The organism is Mycobacterium sp., assembly GCF_032159775.1.
GTDB lineage: Bacteria > Actinomycetota > Actinomycetes > Mycobacteriales > Mycobacteriaceae > Mycobacterium.
In genome coordinates, this window is sequence record NZ_JAVHWK010000213.1 from 1 (window position 1) to 12,631 (window position 12,631).

At 65.1% G+C, this 12,631-nt stretch carries 13 protein-coding genes; 6 read left to right on the forward strand and 7 right to left on the reverse strand.

Translation table 11 applies throughout. The annotated features are described in order from the left end of the window. The 4 genes from nusG to QOJ24_RS26925 form a co-directional block, all read left to right on the forward strand. Positions 1-489 (forward strand): transcription termination/antitermination protein NusG (nusG, locus tag QOJ24_RS26910; RefSeq protein ID WP_526266663.1); only part of this gene is annotated, 489 nt, incomplete at its 5' end. Positions 490-507: 18 nt separating this feature from the next. Continuing rightward, positions 508-936 (forward strand): 50S ribosomal protein L11, encoded by a 429-nt coding sequence (rplK, locus tag QOJ24_RS26915; RefSeq protein ID WP_526266664.1) that lies wholly within the window; start codon positions 508-510, stop codon positions 934-936. 68 nt (positions 937-1,004) lie between these two features. Beyond that, entirely contained in the window at positions 1,005-1,712 is a 708-nt protein-coding gene (gene rplA, locus QOJ24_RS26920) for a 50S ribosomal protein L1 (protein ID WP_526266665.1), read from the forward strand. Between the two features lie 10 nt (positions 1,713-1,722). Then, complete coding sequence (locus QOJ24_RS26925) at positions 1,723-2,364, forward strand: M15 family metallopeptidase (protein ID WP_526266666.1); 642 nt, start codon at positions 1,723-1,725, stop codon at positions 2,362-2,364. 65 nt (positions 2,365-2,429) lie between these two features. On the opposite strand, the gene QOJ24_RS26930 is transcribed toward QOJ24_RS26925, so the two are convergent. Then, positions 2,430-3,650 carry an RNA polymerase sigma factor gene (locus QOJ24_RS26930; protein ID WP_526266668.1) on the reverse strand — a complete coding sequence of 407 codons (1,221 nt, stop codon included), beginning with the start codon at positions 3,648-3,650 and terminating at the stop codon, positions 2,430-2,432. Positions 3,651-3,657: 7 nt separating this feature from the next. Continuing rightward, positions 3,658-4,356 (reverse strand): YciI family protein, encoded by a 699-nt coding sequence (locus QOJ24_RS26935; RefSeq protein ID WP_526266669.1) that lies wholly within the window; start codon positions 4,354-4,356, stop codon positions 3,658-3,660. Positions 4,357-4,856: 500 nt separating this feature from the next. Between QOJ24_RS26935 and QOJ24_RS26940 the strand changes: the two genes are divergently transcribed. Beyond that, positions 4,857-6,725, forward strand: coding sequence for a fatty acyl-AMP ligase (locus tag QOJ24_RS26940; protein ID WP_526266670.1), 1,869 nt, complete (start codon positions 4,857-4,859; stop codon positions 6,723-6,725). A gap of 19 nt (positions 6,726-6,744) precedes the next feature. Here QOJ24_RS26940 and QOJ24_RS26945 read toward each other — a convergent pair whose 3' ends face one another. The 5 genes from QOJ24_RS26945 to QOJ24_RS26965 all read right to left on the reverse strand — a co-directional run bounded on the left by QOJ24_RS26945 (position 6,745) and on the right by QOJ24_RS26965 (position 11,939). After that, positions 6,745-7,644 (reverse strand): cyclopropane mycolic acid synthase family methyltransferase, encoded by a 900-nt coding sequence (locus QOJ24_RS26945; protein ID WP_526266672.1) that lies wholly within the window; start codon positions 7,642-7,644, stop codon positions 6,745-6,747. Positions 7,645-7,763: 119 nt separating this feature from the next. Then, positions 7,764-8,645: a cyclopropane mycolic acid synthase family methyltransferase gene (locus QOJ24_RS26950; RefSeq protein ID WP_526266673.1), complete on the reverse strand. Its 882-nt coding sequence runs from the start codon at positions 8,643-8,645 to the stop codon at positions 7,764-7,766. Continuing rightward, a complete protein-coding gene (locus tag QOJ24_RS26955; RefSeq protein ID WP_526266674.1) occupies positions 8,645-9,520 on the reverse strand; it encodes a cyclopropane mycolic acid synthase family methyltransferase in 876 nt (291 codons plus the stop codon). Before QOJ24_RS26955 ends, QOJ24_RS26950 begins: the two co-directional genes overlap by 1 nt. Before the next feature lie 157 nt (positions 9,521-9,677). Continuing rightward, a complete protein-coding gene (locus QOJ24_RS26960; protein ID WP_526266676.1) occupies positions 9,678-10,580 on the reverse strand; it encodes an alpha/beta fold hydrolase in 903 nt (300 codons plus the stop codon). Further along, positions 10,581-11,939: an ABC1 kinase family protein gene (locus QOJ24_RS26965; protein WP_526266677.1), complete on the reverse strand. Its 1,359-nt coding sequence runs from the start codon at positions 11,937-11,939 to the stop codon at positions 10,581-10,583. 242 nt (positions 11,940-12,181) lie between these two features. Here QOJ24_RS26965 and QOJ24_RS26970 point away from each other — a divergent pair. Then, positions 12,182-12,631, forward strand: a 450-nt coding sequence (locus QOJ24_RS26970; RefSeq protein WP_526266679.1) for an MFS transporter, incomplete at its 3' end; no start/stop codon positions are given.

Genomic DNA, 12,631 nt, shown 5'->3' on the forward strand with positions numbered 1-12,631 from the left:
GTCGGCGACTACATCTTCCAGGTCGAGGTGCCCACCGAAGAGGTCACCGAGATCAAGAACGGCCAGCGCAAGCAGGTCAACCGCAAGGTGCTGCCCGGCTACATCCTGGTCCGCATGGAGCTCAACGACGAGTCGTGGGGCGCGGTGCGCAACACCCCCGGCGTGACCGGCTTCGTGGGCGCGACATCACGACCGTCGGCCCTGGGCCTCGACGATGTCGTCAAGTTCCTGCTGCCGCAGGGCCAGCCGAAGAAGGCCGCCAAGAGCACCTCGGGTGCGGCGTCGTCGGAGGCCAGCCTGGAACGGGCGCCGATCGAGGTCGATTTCGCCGTCGGCGAGTCGGTCACCGTCATGGACGGACCGTTCGCCACGCTGCCTGCCTCCATCAGCGAGGTCAACGCCGAACAGCAGAAGCTCAAGGTGCTGGTGTCCATCTTCGGCCGCGAGACGCCCGTCGAACTGACCTTCAACCAGGTCGCCAAGATCTAGAGAGGAACACCCACCACCATGGCTCCGAAGAAGAAAGTCATCGGGCAGATCAAGCTGCAGATCCAGGCCGGGCAGGCCAACCCCGCCCCGCCGGTCGGTCCCGCGCTGGGTCAGCACGGTGTCAACATCATGGAGTTCTGCAAGGCGTACAACGCCGCGACGGAGAACCAGCGCGGCAACGTCATCCCCGTGGAGATCACCGTCTACGAGGACCGCAGCTTCACCTTCAACCTGAAGACCCCGCCCGCGGCCAAGCTGCTGCTCAAGGCCGCGGGTGTGCAGAAGGGTTCCGGCACACCGCACACCACCAAGGTCGCCAAGGTGACCTGGGATCAGGTGCGCGAGATCGCCGAGACCAAGAAGGAAGACCTGAACGCGAACGACATCGATCAGGCCGCCAAGATCATCGCGGGCACTGCCCGGTCGATGGGCATCACCGTCGAGTAGTTCGACGGGTTCTTCGTGGGAGAGCTGGCATCGGCTCGCCAACCACACCTCTGATTAGGAGATACGAAATGAGCAAGACCAGCAAGGCTTATCGCGAAGCCGCCGAGAAGGTGGACCGGGACAAGCTGTACACCCCGCTGGAGGCTGCGAAGCTGGCCAAGGAGACGTCCTCGAAGAAGCAGGACGCGACCGTCGAGGTCGCCATCCGGCTCGGCGTCGATCCGCGCAAGGCCGACCAGCTGGTGCGCGGCACCGTCAACCTGCCGCACGGCACTGGTAAGACGGCCCGAGTCGCGGTGTTCGCCGTCGGCGACAAGGCCGCAGAGGCCGAGGCCGCGGGCGCCGACATCGTCGGCAGTGACGACCTCATCGAGAAGATCCAGGGCGGCTTCCTGGACTTCGACGCCGCGATCGCCACCCCCGACCAGATGGCCAAGGTGGGCCGCATCGCGCGTGTGCTCGGCCCGCGTGGCCTGATGCCGAACCCGAAGACCGGCACCGTCACCCCCGACGTGGCCAAGGCGGTCAACGACATCAAGGGCGGCAAGATCAACTTCCGCGTCGACAAGCAGGCCAACCTGCACTTCATCATCGGCAAGGCGTCGTTCGACGAGACGTCGCTCGCCGAGAACTACGGCGCCGCGCTCGACGAGATCCTGCGCGCCAAGCCGTCGTCGTCGAAGGGGCGCTACCTGAAGAAGGTCGTCGTCTCGACGACCACCGGCCCCGGCATTCCGGTCGATCCGGCGGTCACCCGTAACTTCACCGAGGCCTAAGCCCGTCGAAGTGCGCACGCTCGCAACGGCTTTCGTCGGGCTGACGATAGCCGTTGCAGGCGCGCCCGTCGCGCAGGCCGAGCCGGCCACTGCGGCGCAGGCCGGTTACGTCGACATCACCAGCGTCATCCCGGACGCGGTCGTCGACCTGCGCTATGCGACGGCGGACAACTTCGTCGGCAAGCCGCTGTATCCGGCCGACGCGCGTTGCCTCGTGCACGAGTCGCTGGCGCCGGGCCTCGTGAAGGCCGCCGACGCGTTCCGTTCGCGCGGCGCGAAGCTGGTGTTCTGGGACTGCTACCGCCCGCACGCCGTGCAGGCCGAGTTGTTCGACGCCGTGCCGGACTCGAACTGGGTGGCGCGGCCGGGGACATCGGCGCGTAGCCACGAGTCGGGCCGGTCGGTCGACGTGACGCTGGTCGACGGCCACTATGGCTGGCCCATCGACATGGGCACAAGCTTCGACGACTTCTCGCCCAAGGCAAAGGCTTTCGCCACCGGCGGGGTCACCGCCGACCAGCAGGCCAACCGCAAATGGCTGCGCGACGGCATGGCTGCCGGTGGTCTTTCGGTGTATTCGGGCGAATGGTGGCATTTCGACGGCCCCGACGCCAACGTCGACCAACCGATCCTCGACGTCCCCCTTTCCTAGCGCGAGCAGACGCATATGTACCCGAAAAGCCCTTGAGAAGGGTACTTTTGCGTCTGCTCGGCAGGCTAAGGGGAGCACTCGGCGATGCGGCGGGTCAGGAAGGCTCGGGCCGGGTCGGAGCCCGCGTGTGCCAAAGCCGTCTCATACCACCGCAGTGCCTCGCTTCTGCGACCCGCCCGCCGCAGCAGATCGGCCCGTATCGACGGCACGGTGCTCGATCGGGCCAGCCGCGGATCGTCGGCAACGCCATCAAGAGCAGCAAGTCCGGCGGCGAAGCCGTCGCGAAACCCGATGGCCAGGGCGCGATTAGCCCGTACCACGGGGGAGTCGGCGACCTGCAGCAGCCGGTCGTAGGCCGCGCAGATCGTCGTCCAGTCGGTCCGGTCCCAGCTCGGCGCCGTCGCATGGATCGCGGCGATCACGGCCTGCGGCAGATACGGCCCGTCTGCACCGGCGGCCATCTGCAGGCGCTGCACACCGTTGGCGATCCTGCCGCGGTCCCATCGGCTGCGATCCTGCTCATCCAGCGGCACCAGTGCGCCATCGCCGCCCACCCGGGTGCCTCGCCGCGAATCATGCAGAAGCACAAGGGCGGCCAGGGCATGCGCGTCATGTGAGTCGGGCATCAGCGCGCACAGCTCACCGGCGAGCCGGACGCCCTCGTCGCAGAGCTCGTCACGAATGGCCGAAGGGCCCGCAGTCGACCAGTAGCCCTCGGTGAACACCGAGTAGATGCAGCCGAGCACATGAGGAGTGCGCTCCGGCAGAAGCTCTGCAGGCGGAACCCGCAGCGGGATGTTCGCGTGCCGGATCTTGGTCTTGGCCCGCGTAATTCGCGCTCCGACGGCCGCCTCGGACTGCAAAAGGGCCCTGGCGATCTCGGCGACTGTCAGCCCGGAGATGAGCCGAAGCGTCAACGCCAATTGGGACGCCCGGTCCAGCGCCGGATGAGCGCAAGTGAACATCATCCGCAGCTCGTCATCGCGGACCGGATGGGGAATGTCCGCGCGATCGGTGCGGGCCCGGATATCGTCCACCACGGCTGCGAGCTCCTTCCCCGGCCGGACCGATTCGCGGCGCAGCCGGTCCAGCGCGCGGTTGCGCGCCACCGTCATGACCCACCCGCCGGGATTGTCCGGCACGCCGTCGCGGGGCCAGGCGCGTAGCGCTTCGGCGAAGGCCTCCTGGACAGCGTCCTCCGCGACGGTCAGGTCACCCGACCAACGCGCGAGCGCGGCGACGGCAGGGCCCCACTCACGCCGAAAGACGCTGTCCAGGTTAGCCATTGACGGGTCAGAGCCCGGATACGCCGGCCAGCCGCCGCAGTTCCACCGTCGACGCAGGAATCATCGACGCCACCTTCACCGCCTCGTCCCGGTCGGCGGCGTTGATGTAGTAGAAGCCGTTGGCCACTTCTGCGCCCTCGGCGTACGGCCCATCGGTCAGCAGCACCTCGCCGTCGCGCACCCGCATCGTCGTCGCCGTCGTCGGCGGGTGCAGCGGGGCGCCGCCCACCGCGCGGTCACCCGCAATCTTGCCGAACTCCGTGTGCGCCTTGATGCCCTCGTCCCACCGCGGAGTCCCCGGCTCGACGGCGGCGTCTGCCGGCTCGAGCAGCAGCGCCAGCCAGCTGTCGGTGGTCAGTGGCGTACGCGCAGGGGAGAAGTGCACCATCGGCCACACCTCGACCCCGCCGTATTTGGCGGCCGGAATGTCGCGGGCCAGCGCCAGCGCCTCGTCGAGGTTCTCGGCCTCGAAGACGTAGTAGCCGCCCGCGACCTCGGCGCCCTCGGCGAACGGGCCGTCGGTGACGATCGGGGCGTCCGGTCCGCCGGAGATGCGCACGCCGGTCGACTGCGGCGCCAGCGCATCGCCCGCCCGTATCGCCGAGGCGGCCTTGGCATGGAAATTCTGGTACGCCGTCATCTCATCGGCGCCCTCTTCGGGCGTGAGATCACGTTCAGGGCTGATCAGCAGGGCGAAGTAGTGCATCTTCGAAACCTTCCACGTCGAGGAGCAGAACCCTGTGTTCCACTCTCTACCTGTCCGACGAACGGGGTCGCACGAATCCGACAACGACTAACTGCATCCGCCCGGCGCGCTCGCGGCACGCGCACCTGCCTGTCTGGGTAGGGTCGACGAAGAGTCGTCAGAAAGTCGTCAAAAGTACCGAAGACGAGTCGCAGTGATGCTGCACATCGGGGAAATGAGGCATCAGATGGCCGGACAAACAATGCCGGGTACATGCCCGACGTCATCGTCGGAAGTTCCAGGCGAGCGGCACGCCCCACCCTGAAAGAGTGTTATCTGCCACACAAATATGGCAGAAGGTCTCATTGTCGCGCACTAAGGTAACTAACCGTGACTGGTGTGACAAATGTGAGAGCCGTGGTCACGTTTTCGCAGATCGGAACGCCTAGAGGAGGAATGCATTGAATCCCGAGGTCCCCGCCGATTCACGGCTTCAGCCCACTATCTCTTAGACTACGCTTATGGAGAGTGCTTCTGTGCGTGGCGCACCCGGTCGAGGAGTAGGGCCGGCTACCGAGCCCTACTTGGACGCGAACGGTCACATTGCGCTGCCCGAGGGCACGAACCTGTCCGCGCTACTCGACAAGAACATCGTCGACTTCGCCGACGCGCTCGCCTACCGCTACGTCGACTACAGCCAGGATCCCGACGGAAAGGGCGTCGAGCTCACCTGGGACCAGGTGGGCACGCGCTCACGAGCGATCGCCGCCCGGCTGCAGCAGGTGACGACGCGGGGTGATCGCGTCGCGATCCTGGCGCCCCAGGGCCTCGACTATGTGACCAGCTTCTTCGGCTCCATCCAGGCCGCGAGCATCGCGGTGCCCCTTTTCGCGCCCGAGCTGCCGGGCCACGCCGAACGCCTCGACGCCGTGCTCACCGATGCCCAGCCCGCCGTGGTGCTGACGACGACCGCCGTTGGCGACGCCGTGCAGAAGTTCGTCCGGCTGATGCCGCGCGAGAAGCGACCCCGCATCATCGCCGTGGACGCCATCCCCGACTCGGTGGGGTCGACGTACGCGCCGGTGACGCTTCTCAACGACGAGGTTGCCTACCTCCAGTACACGTCTGGTTCGACCCGCACCCCGACCGGCGTGGAGATCACCCACCGCGCCGCGGGCACGAATCTGCTGCAGATGGTGCTCTCCATCGGACTGGAAGGTGCCGCCGACGAGATCAACGGTGTCAGCTGGCTGCCGCTGTATCACGACATGGGGCTGATGATGATCGGCTTCCCGATCCTCTACGGCGGACACCTCACCTTCATGTCGCCGATGGCATTCGTTCGCAGACCGTTGCGCTGGATTCAGGTGCTCTCTGACGAGTCGAAGAACTGCCACATCGTTTCTCCCGCACCGAATTTCGCGTTCGATCTGGTCGCGCAGCGGGGGATGCCCGGCGAAACGCCCGTCGACCTGAGCAAAGTGGTGCTGATCAATGGCTCGGAACCGGTGAACCTCGAGTCGATCCTCAAGTTCACCGACGCGTTCCTGCCGTACGGCCTGACCAAGACCGCCGTGCGGCCGTCGTACGGGATGGCGGAGGCGGCGCTTTTCGTTTCGTCGATCCTGCCCTACACCGAACCGACGGCTGTCTACGTCGACCGCGAGGAGCTGGGACGCGGGCGGGTCGTTCGCGTTGAGCCCGACGCCCCCAACGCGCTTGCGCAGGTGTCCTGCGGCGAGGTGGCGGTGAGCCAGTGGGCCGCGATCGTCGATCCCGACACCGGGGCCGAACTACCCGACGAATGCGTCGGTGAGATCTGGTTGCATGGCGACAACATCGGTCGCGGCTACTGGGCGCGGCCCGAGGAGACCGAGTACACATTCGGCAACAAGCTTCAGTCCCGTTTGGACACAGCCAGCCACGCCGACGGCACTCCCGACGATGCGACATGGCTGCGCACCGGCGACCTCGGCTGCTACATCGACGGCGACCTGTACATCACCGGGCGGATCAAGGACATGGTCATCGTCGACGGCCGCAACCACTACCCGCAGGACATCGAGGCGACTGTCGCCGAAGCGTCCGACGGGATACGGCACGGCTTCGTCGCGGCGTTCTCGGTTCCGGCGCGTGAACTGCCCGACGGCGCGCCCGACGACACAAGCGAGAAGCTCGTCATCGTCGCCGAGCGGGGGCCTGGAGCGGGCCGGGCGGATCCACAGCCCATCATCGACGCCGTCCGCAAGGCGGTGTCACGCAAGCACGCCGTCAACACCTACGACGTTCGGCTCGTCGCCGCCGGTGTCATCCCGCGCACGACAAGTGGCAAGTTGGCGCGACGGGCATGCCGCGCGGAGTACATCGAGGGGACGCTGAGCACGCGGTAGCGCTCAGCGCGCGGCGGAGTTACCCTGCGGCGCCCGGCTTGAGGTACGTGACCAGGTTGCAGTCGAGCATCTCGTCGGCGAAGTAGTTCTGGCAGCCGCGCAGGTACCTCATGTACCGGTCGTAGTTCTCTTCGTTGGCCACCGCGATCGCCTGATCCCTGTTGGCTTCCAATGCGTCGGCCCACGTGCGCAGCGTCCGGACATAGTGGGTCTGCAACGAGAGATAGTCGGGCACAACGAATCCCGCCTTTTCGCCGTGCGCCACCATCATCGTGGCGGACGGGATGCGGCCGCCGGGGAAGATCTCGGTGATGATGAACTTGATGAAGCGGGCCACGTCGAAGGTCAGCTTCTTGCCTTTGGCAACGTATTCCTCGGGCCGGAATGCGGTGCTGCTCTGGATCGCCATCCGCCCGTCATCGGGCAGGATGTTGAACGCGTTCTTGAAGAAGTCGTCGTAGCGCTCGAATCCGAAGTGCTCAAAGGCCTCTATGGAGACGATGCGGTCGACCGGGTCGCTGAACTGCTCCCACCCTCGCAGCAGAACCTGGCGCGAGCGGTCGCTGTCGACGGAGTCCAGCAGCGCCGTGGTGTAGGCGTGCTGGTTCTTCGACAGCGTCAAGCCGACGACGTTGACGTCGTACTTTTCCACCGCCCGCTTCATCGTGGCGCCCCAGCCGCAGCCGACGTCGAGAAGCGTCATACCCGGTTTGAGGTCGAGCAGGTCGAGGTTGAGATCGGCCTTCGCGATCTGCGCCTCTTCCAGCGTCATATCGTCGCGCTCGAAGTACGCGCAGCTGTAGGTGCGCGTCGGGTCTTGGAACAGCCCGAAAAAATCGTCAGAGAGATCGTAATGAGCCTGAACTTCTTCAAAATGCGGCTTCAACGGATCCTTTGGCTTTACGGACATGTCCGTCATCTCGCCTCTCGATAACTTGGTCTGATTCCTGGCATGCAGGACTTCTGAATTGTCAGGGACGCTACTTGGTCGAACGTCCCCAGGCCCATTCGCACGGTGCCTGTTAAGTGCCGGGTAAGTCACTTTTCCATTGTGAATTGGTTTATGTCGACATAGCCGGTCCGGAAACCGTCGGCCGTCCCCCTGAGAAACTTCATGTATCGCTCATAGACCTCTTCGGACTGTATCGCGACCGCCTCGTCCTTGCGAGACTCCAGCACGTCGGCCCACATGTCGAGAGTCTTGGCGAAGTCGGGCTGCAGCGACTGGATCCGGGTCACCTTGAATCCGGCCTTCGTCGAATGCTCCTCGACCTTTTCCACCGACGGCAAACGTCCACCCGGAAAGATCTCGGTGAGAACGAACTTGATGAAACGGGCAAAATTGAAGGTGAGTGGGACGCCCTTTTCCTTCATCTCCGCCGGGGTCAGCCCGCAGATCGAGTGCACCATCATGACGCCGTCATCGGGCATCAACTCGTAGGCGAACTTGAAGAAGTCGTCGTAGCGCTCGAATCCGAAATGCTCCAGCGCCTCGATCATGATGATCCGGTCGACGGGTTCCTTGACCTCTGACCAGTCCTGCAACAAAACCTTGTAGGACCTGTCGGAGTCGACGCCTGCGAGCAAATTCTGGCAGTACTCGTGCTGGTTCTTGCTCAGCGTCACGCCGACGACGTTGACGTCATACTTTTCCATCGCCCGCTTCATCATCGAGCCCCAACCGCAGCCGACGTCAAGCAACGTCATGCCCGGCTTCAGGCCCAGCTTGCCGAGGCTCAGATCGAGCTTGGCGATCTGCGCCTCTTCCATTGTCATGTCTTCACGGGGGAAGTACGCACAGCTGTAGGTGACCGTTGGGTCGGTGAACAGCTGGAAGAACTCGTTGCTGAGGTCGTAGTGCGCGCGCACCTCATCGACGCTCTGCCGCTTCTTGGTGGTGGCTGCCGTTTTGTCGGCCATTACTTCTCCAGAGTGAACTGATTGACGTCGATGTAGCCGACCCGGAACCCGTCCGCGCAACCGGTCAGGTACCTCATGTACCGCTCGTAGACCTCTTCAGATTGGATGGCGATCGCCTCATCCTTGTGGGCCTCGAGGTTCTGCGCCCAGATGTCCAGCGTGCGCGCGTAGTGCGGCTGCAGCGACTGGCGGCGCGTCAGGGTGAAGCCGGCCTTGCCGCTGTGCTCTTCGACCTTCTCGATCGACGGCAGCCGGCCGCCGGGGAAGATCTCGGTGATGATGAACTTCACGAAGCGGGCGAAGTTGAAGGTCAGCGGCATTCCGCGCTCGACCATCTGCGGACCGCTGAGCGCCGTGATGGTGTGCAGCAGCATGATGCCGTCGTCGGGCATGAGGTCATACGCGAGCTTGAAGAAGTCGTCGTACCGGTCGAAGCCGAAGTGCTCGAAGGCGCCGATCGAGACGATGCGGTCGACAGGCTCGTCGAACTCTTCCCACCCCTTGAGCATGACGCGCTTGGAACGCGGGGAGTCCGACTCCTCGAACACCTTCTCGACGCGCGCGGCCTGGTTCTTCGACAGCGTCAGGCCGATCACGTTCACGTCGTAGCGCTCGATGGCCCGCATCATCGTCGAGCCCCAGCCGCAGCCCACGTCGAGCAGCGTCATCCCCGGCTCGAGGCCCAGCTTGCCGAGCGCCAGGTCGACCTTGGCCCGTTGCGCCTCTTCCAGCGTCATGTCTTCGCGCTCGAAGTAGGCGCAGCTGTAGGTCCGCGTCGGATCCAGGAACAGTGCGAAGAACTCGTCGGACAGGTCGTAATGCGCCTGAACGTCCTCAAAATGCGGCTTCAGGCTGCCTTTGCCCTTATCTGACATGTCGATGTTTGCCTCTCTGATAACACCAAGGCTTCCACCGAAAAGACGTGGTGGAGGACCTGCTCCGGGACGCGCCATGGATCAACCCCCGGATGCCTCCCGCCTGGAGAATGCTAACCGATTTCGGGGTGAGTACCGAATCCGCAATAGCTGCCGGTCAGGGCGCTTCAGCGAAGTTCGTCTTCAGCTCGCCGACGAGCTGGTCCCAGACTTCCTCCGGCAGATCGTGGGCCATTCCGTCGATCAGCACCAGCCGCGCGCCCTTGATGGCGTGGGCGATGGCGCGCCCGCCGGAGGGGCGCATCAGCCGGTCGGCCTTGCCGTGGATCACGACGGTCGGCGCCGTGATCTGGCGGTCGTAGTGCCGCAGGCTGCCGCTGCCGAGCACCGCAGCGAAGTGCCGCGCGATGCCCGCGGGGTAGTAGGCGCGCTCGTAGCCCTCGATCGCGTCGGCCCGCAGCTGCTCCTCGGGTCGCGGATAGCCCGGGCTGCCGATGATCGTGGCCACCCTTACCGCGTTGGCGACGATCGCCTCTTGCGTGGAGTCCGCAGGCCGCTGCAGAAGGGCCCGCAGCTGCTGGGGACCCGGCGGCGGCAGGAGCGCCTGGTTGTTGCTGGAGAAGATGATGCCGAGCGTCTTCGTGCGCCGCTGGAATCTGGCCGCGAAGATCTGGGCGATCATGCCGCCCATTGACGCGCCGACGATGTGCGCACGGTCGATGCCCAGGTCGTCCAGCAGTGCGGCGGCGTCGTCGGCCAGATCTTCGAGCGTGTAGACCGCCGGGCTGGGCTTGCCGAGAAACGACCGCACCATCCGCGGCAACAGTTTGGCGCCCGTGTGACGGCCGGTCACCTTGCTGGACAGGCCGACGTCGCGGTTGTCGTAGCGGATCACGCGCAGACCCTGGTCAACGAGCTTCTCGCAGAAACCCTTGCGCCACAACAACAATTGCGCGCCCAGGCCCATGATGAGCAGCACCGGAGGATGGTTCTGGTCGCCCATGTCCTCGTAGTAGATGTCGAGATCGCCGGATTTGGCGGTGCCGGTACGGATTTCCACTTAAGCGTCGACCTCATCTACTTCGGGATCTTTGTATTCGCGGCTGACCTCGACCATGAAGTTGGCGAAGTAGCCCGTCAGCTGCGGATCCGTCATCATCTGCCAGCGCGGCGCCAACAGTTTCATGTAGCGCTCGACATAGAGGAACTGCTTGCCGATCAGCACCAGCTCGCGCGGCAGTTTGACGTCGTAGGCGTCGGCCAGCGTGGACAGTTGCTTGCCGATCTCGGCATACGACATGTCGCCGAGGTTCTGCATGGTGAGCGGGGTGGCGAACTTCTCCAGGTCCTTGGCCGCCTCGGCCTCCGGCCTGACGTTGCCGACCGCGCCCATCAGCACGACGATCTTGCCCGCCGCGGCGTGGTCCTTCTTGACCAGCAGCGCGTACACCAGCTCGCGCAGCAGCCAGCGGGTGCGCGGGTCAACGCGGCCCATGATGCCGAAGTCGAAGAACACGATCTTGCCGTCGTCGTCGACGTACAGGTTGCCCGCGTGCAGGTCGCCGTGGAACAGGCCGTGCCGTAGCCCGCCCTCGAAGAGGCTGAACAGCAGTGCCTTGACCAGCTCGGTGCCGTCGAAATTCTTCTTGCGGATGGCGGCGACATCGTCGATGCGAACGCCCTGGACGCGCTCCATCGTCAGCACCCGCGCGCTGGTCAGATCCCAGTACACCTGCGGCACCCGGATGTTGCGGCCAAGTGGCGACGCGTGCATGTGCGACACCCAGGCGTCCATCGACTGCGCCTCGAGGCGGAAGTCCAATTCCTCGGCGAGGTTGTCGGCGAAGTCGGCGACGACATCCTGCGCCGACAGCCTGCGGCCCAACTTGGCCAACTCGACCAGCTGGGCCCCACGCTTGAGGATCTGCAGATCGGCGGCGACCCGTCGCCGGATGCCCGGTCGCTGGATCTTGACGACGACCTCCTCGCCGGTGTGCAGGGTCGCGTAGTGCACCTGCGCGATCGACGCCGACGCGAACGGTTGCTCGTCGAAGGTCTTGAACAGGTTGGTGGGCTCGTCGCCGAGATCCTCGACGAACAGCTTGTGGATCTCGTCGGCGTCGGCGCGCGGTACCCGGTCGAGCAGGCTGCGGAACTCCCGCGAGAGCTCCTCGCCGAACGCGCCCGGGCTGGACGCGATGATCTGGCCGAACTTGACGTAGGTGGGGCCGAGATCGGAGAACGCTTTCGGGATCTCTCGAATGACCTTCTGCTGCAGTGAACCGCGGCCGGCGAGCTTGGTGACGACTCGTGCGCCGGTGCGGGTTACCTGCCAACCCGTCGCTCCGATGCGGGCCGCTTCGACGGGCAACGGGACCCGATCAAGCTTGGCCACCTCGCGGTGCTTAGTCGTACTCATGGTTAGCAGTCTCTCAAAATCAGCCGTGACCCGCGAAAACCTGTGGAGCCGGTCACACTGACCTGCGGTTGTGGCGGCCTCGAGACCGTGAGCACAATGCGCACAACCTCAACATCGCTGGATACGGTCGTTGTGAGCACAAGCACGCCATCGCGCCTGCGGATCCCTAACTTCTAGACGTTAGCGAACCGTCCCCAGGAGCAACCATGACCGTGCTGCAGAAACCACCGCAGAGCCCTTCGATGAAGCGCGTCGCGACGGCGAGCTTCGTCGGATCCGCGATCGAGTACTACGACTTCTACATCTATGGCACCGCGGCGGCGCTGGTGTTCCCCAAGGTGTTCTTCCCTCATCTGGGCGTGACGATGGCGACAGTGGCCTCGATGGCGACCTTCGCCGCGGCGTTCTTGTCCCGTCCGATCGGTGCGGCGTTCTTTGGCCACTTCGGCGACCGGCTGGGCCGCAAGTCGACCCTGATCGCGACGCTGTCGATCATGGGGCTGTCCACCGTGATGGTGGGTCTGGTGCCCGGCGCGGCGACGATCGGCATGGCGGCGCCGCTGATCCTGCTGACGCTGCGGCTCCTGCAGGGTTTCGCGGTCGGCGGCGAGTGGGCGGGCGCGGCACTGCTGTCCGCCGAGTACGCGCCTGCGAAGTCCAGGGGACGCTACGGGATGTACACCCAGATGGGT

Excerpts from the sequence above, each read along its gene's own strand:
- rplK (WP_526266664.1), top strand. The coding sequence starts at position 508 with ATGGCTCCGAAGAAGAAAGTCATCGGGCAGATCAAGCTGCAGATCCAG.
- rplA (WP_526266665.1), top strand. The coding sequence starts at position 1,005 with ATGAGCAAGACCAGCAAGGCTTATCGCGAAGCCGCCGAGAAGGTGGAC.
- QOJ24_RS26930 (WP_526266668.1), bottom strand. The coding sequence starts at position 3,650 with ATGGCTAACCTGGACAGCGTCTTTCGGCGTGAGTGGGGCCCTGCCGTC.
- QOJ24_RS26935 (WP_526266669.1), bottom strand. The coding sequence starts at position 4,356 with ATGCACTACTTCGCCCTGCTGATCAGCCCTGAACGTGATCTCACGCCC.
- QOJ24_RS26940 (WP_526266670.1), top strand. The coding sequence starts at position 4,857 with ATGGAGAGTGCTTCTGTGCGTGGCGCACCCGGTCGAGGAGTAGGGCCG.
- QOJ24_RS26945 (WP_526266672.1), bottom strand. The coding sequence starts at position 7,644 with ATGACGGACATGTCCGTAAAGCCAAAGGATCCGTTGAAGCCGCATTTT.
- QOJ24_RS26950 (WP_526266673.1), bottom strand. The coding sequence starts at position 8,645 with ATGGCCGACAAAACGGCAGCCACCACCAAGAAGCGGCAGAGCGTCGAT.
- QOJ24_RS26955 (WP_526266674.1), bottom strand. The coding sequence starts at position 9,520 with ATGTCAGATAAGGGCAAAGGCAGCCTGAAGCCGCATTTTGAGGACGTT.
- QOJ24_RS26965 (WP_526266677.1), bottom strand. The coding sequence starts at position 11,939 with ATGAGTACGACTAAGCACCGCGAGGTGGCCAAGCTTGATCGGGTCCCG.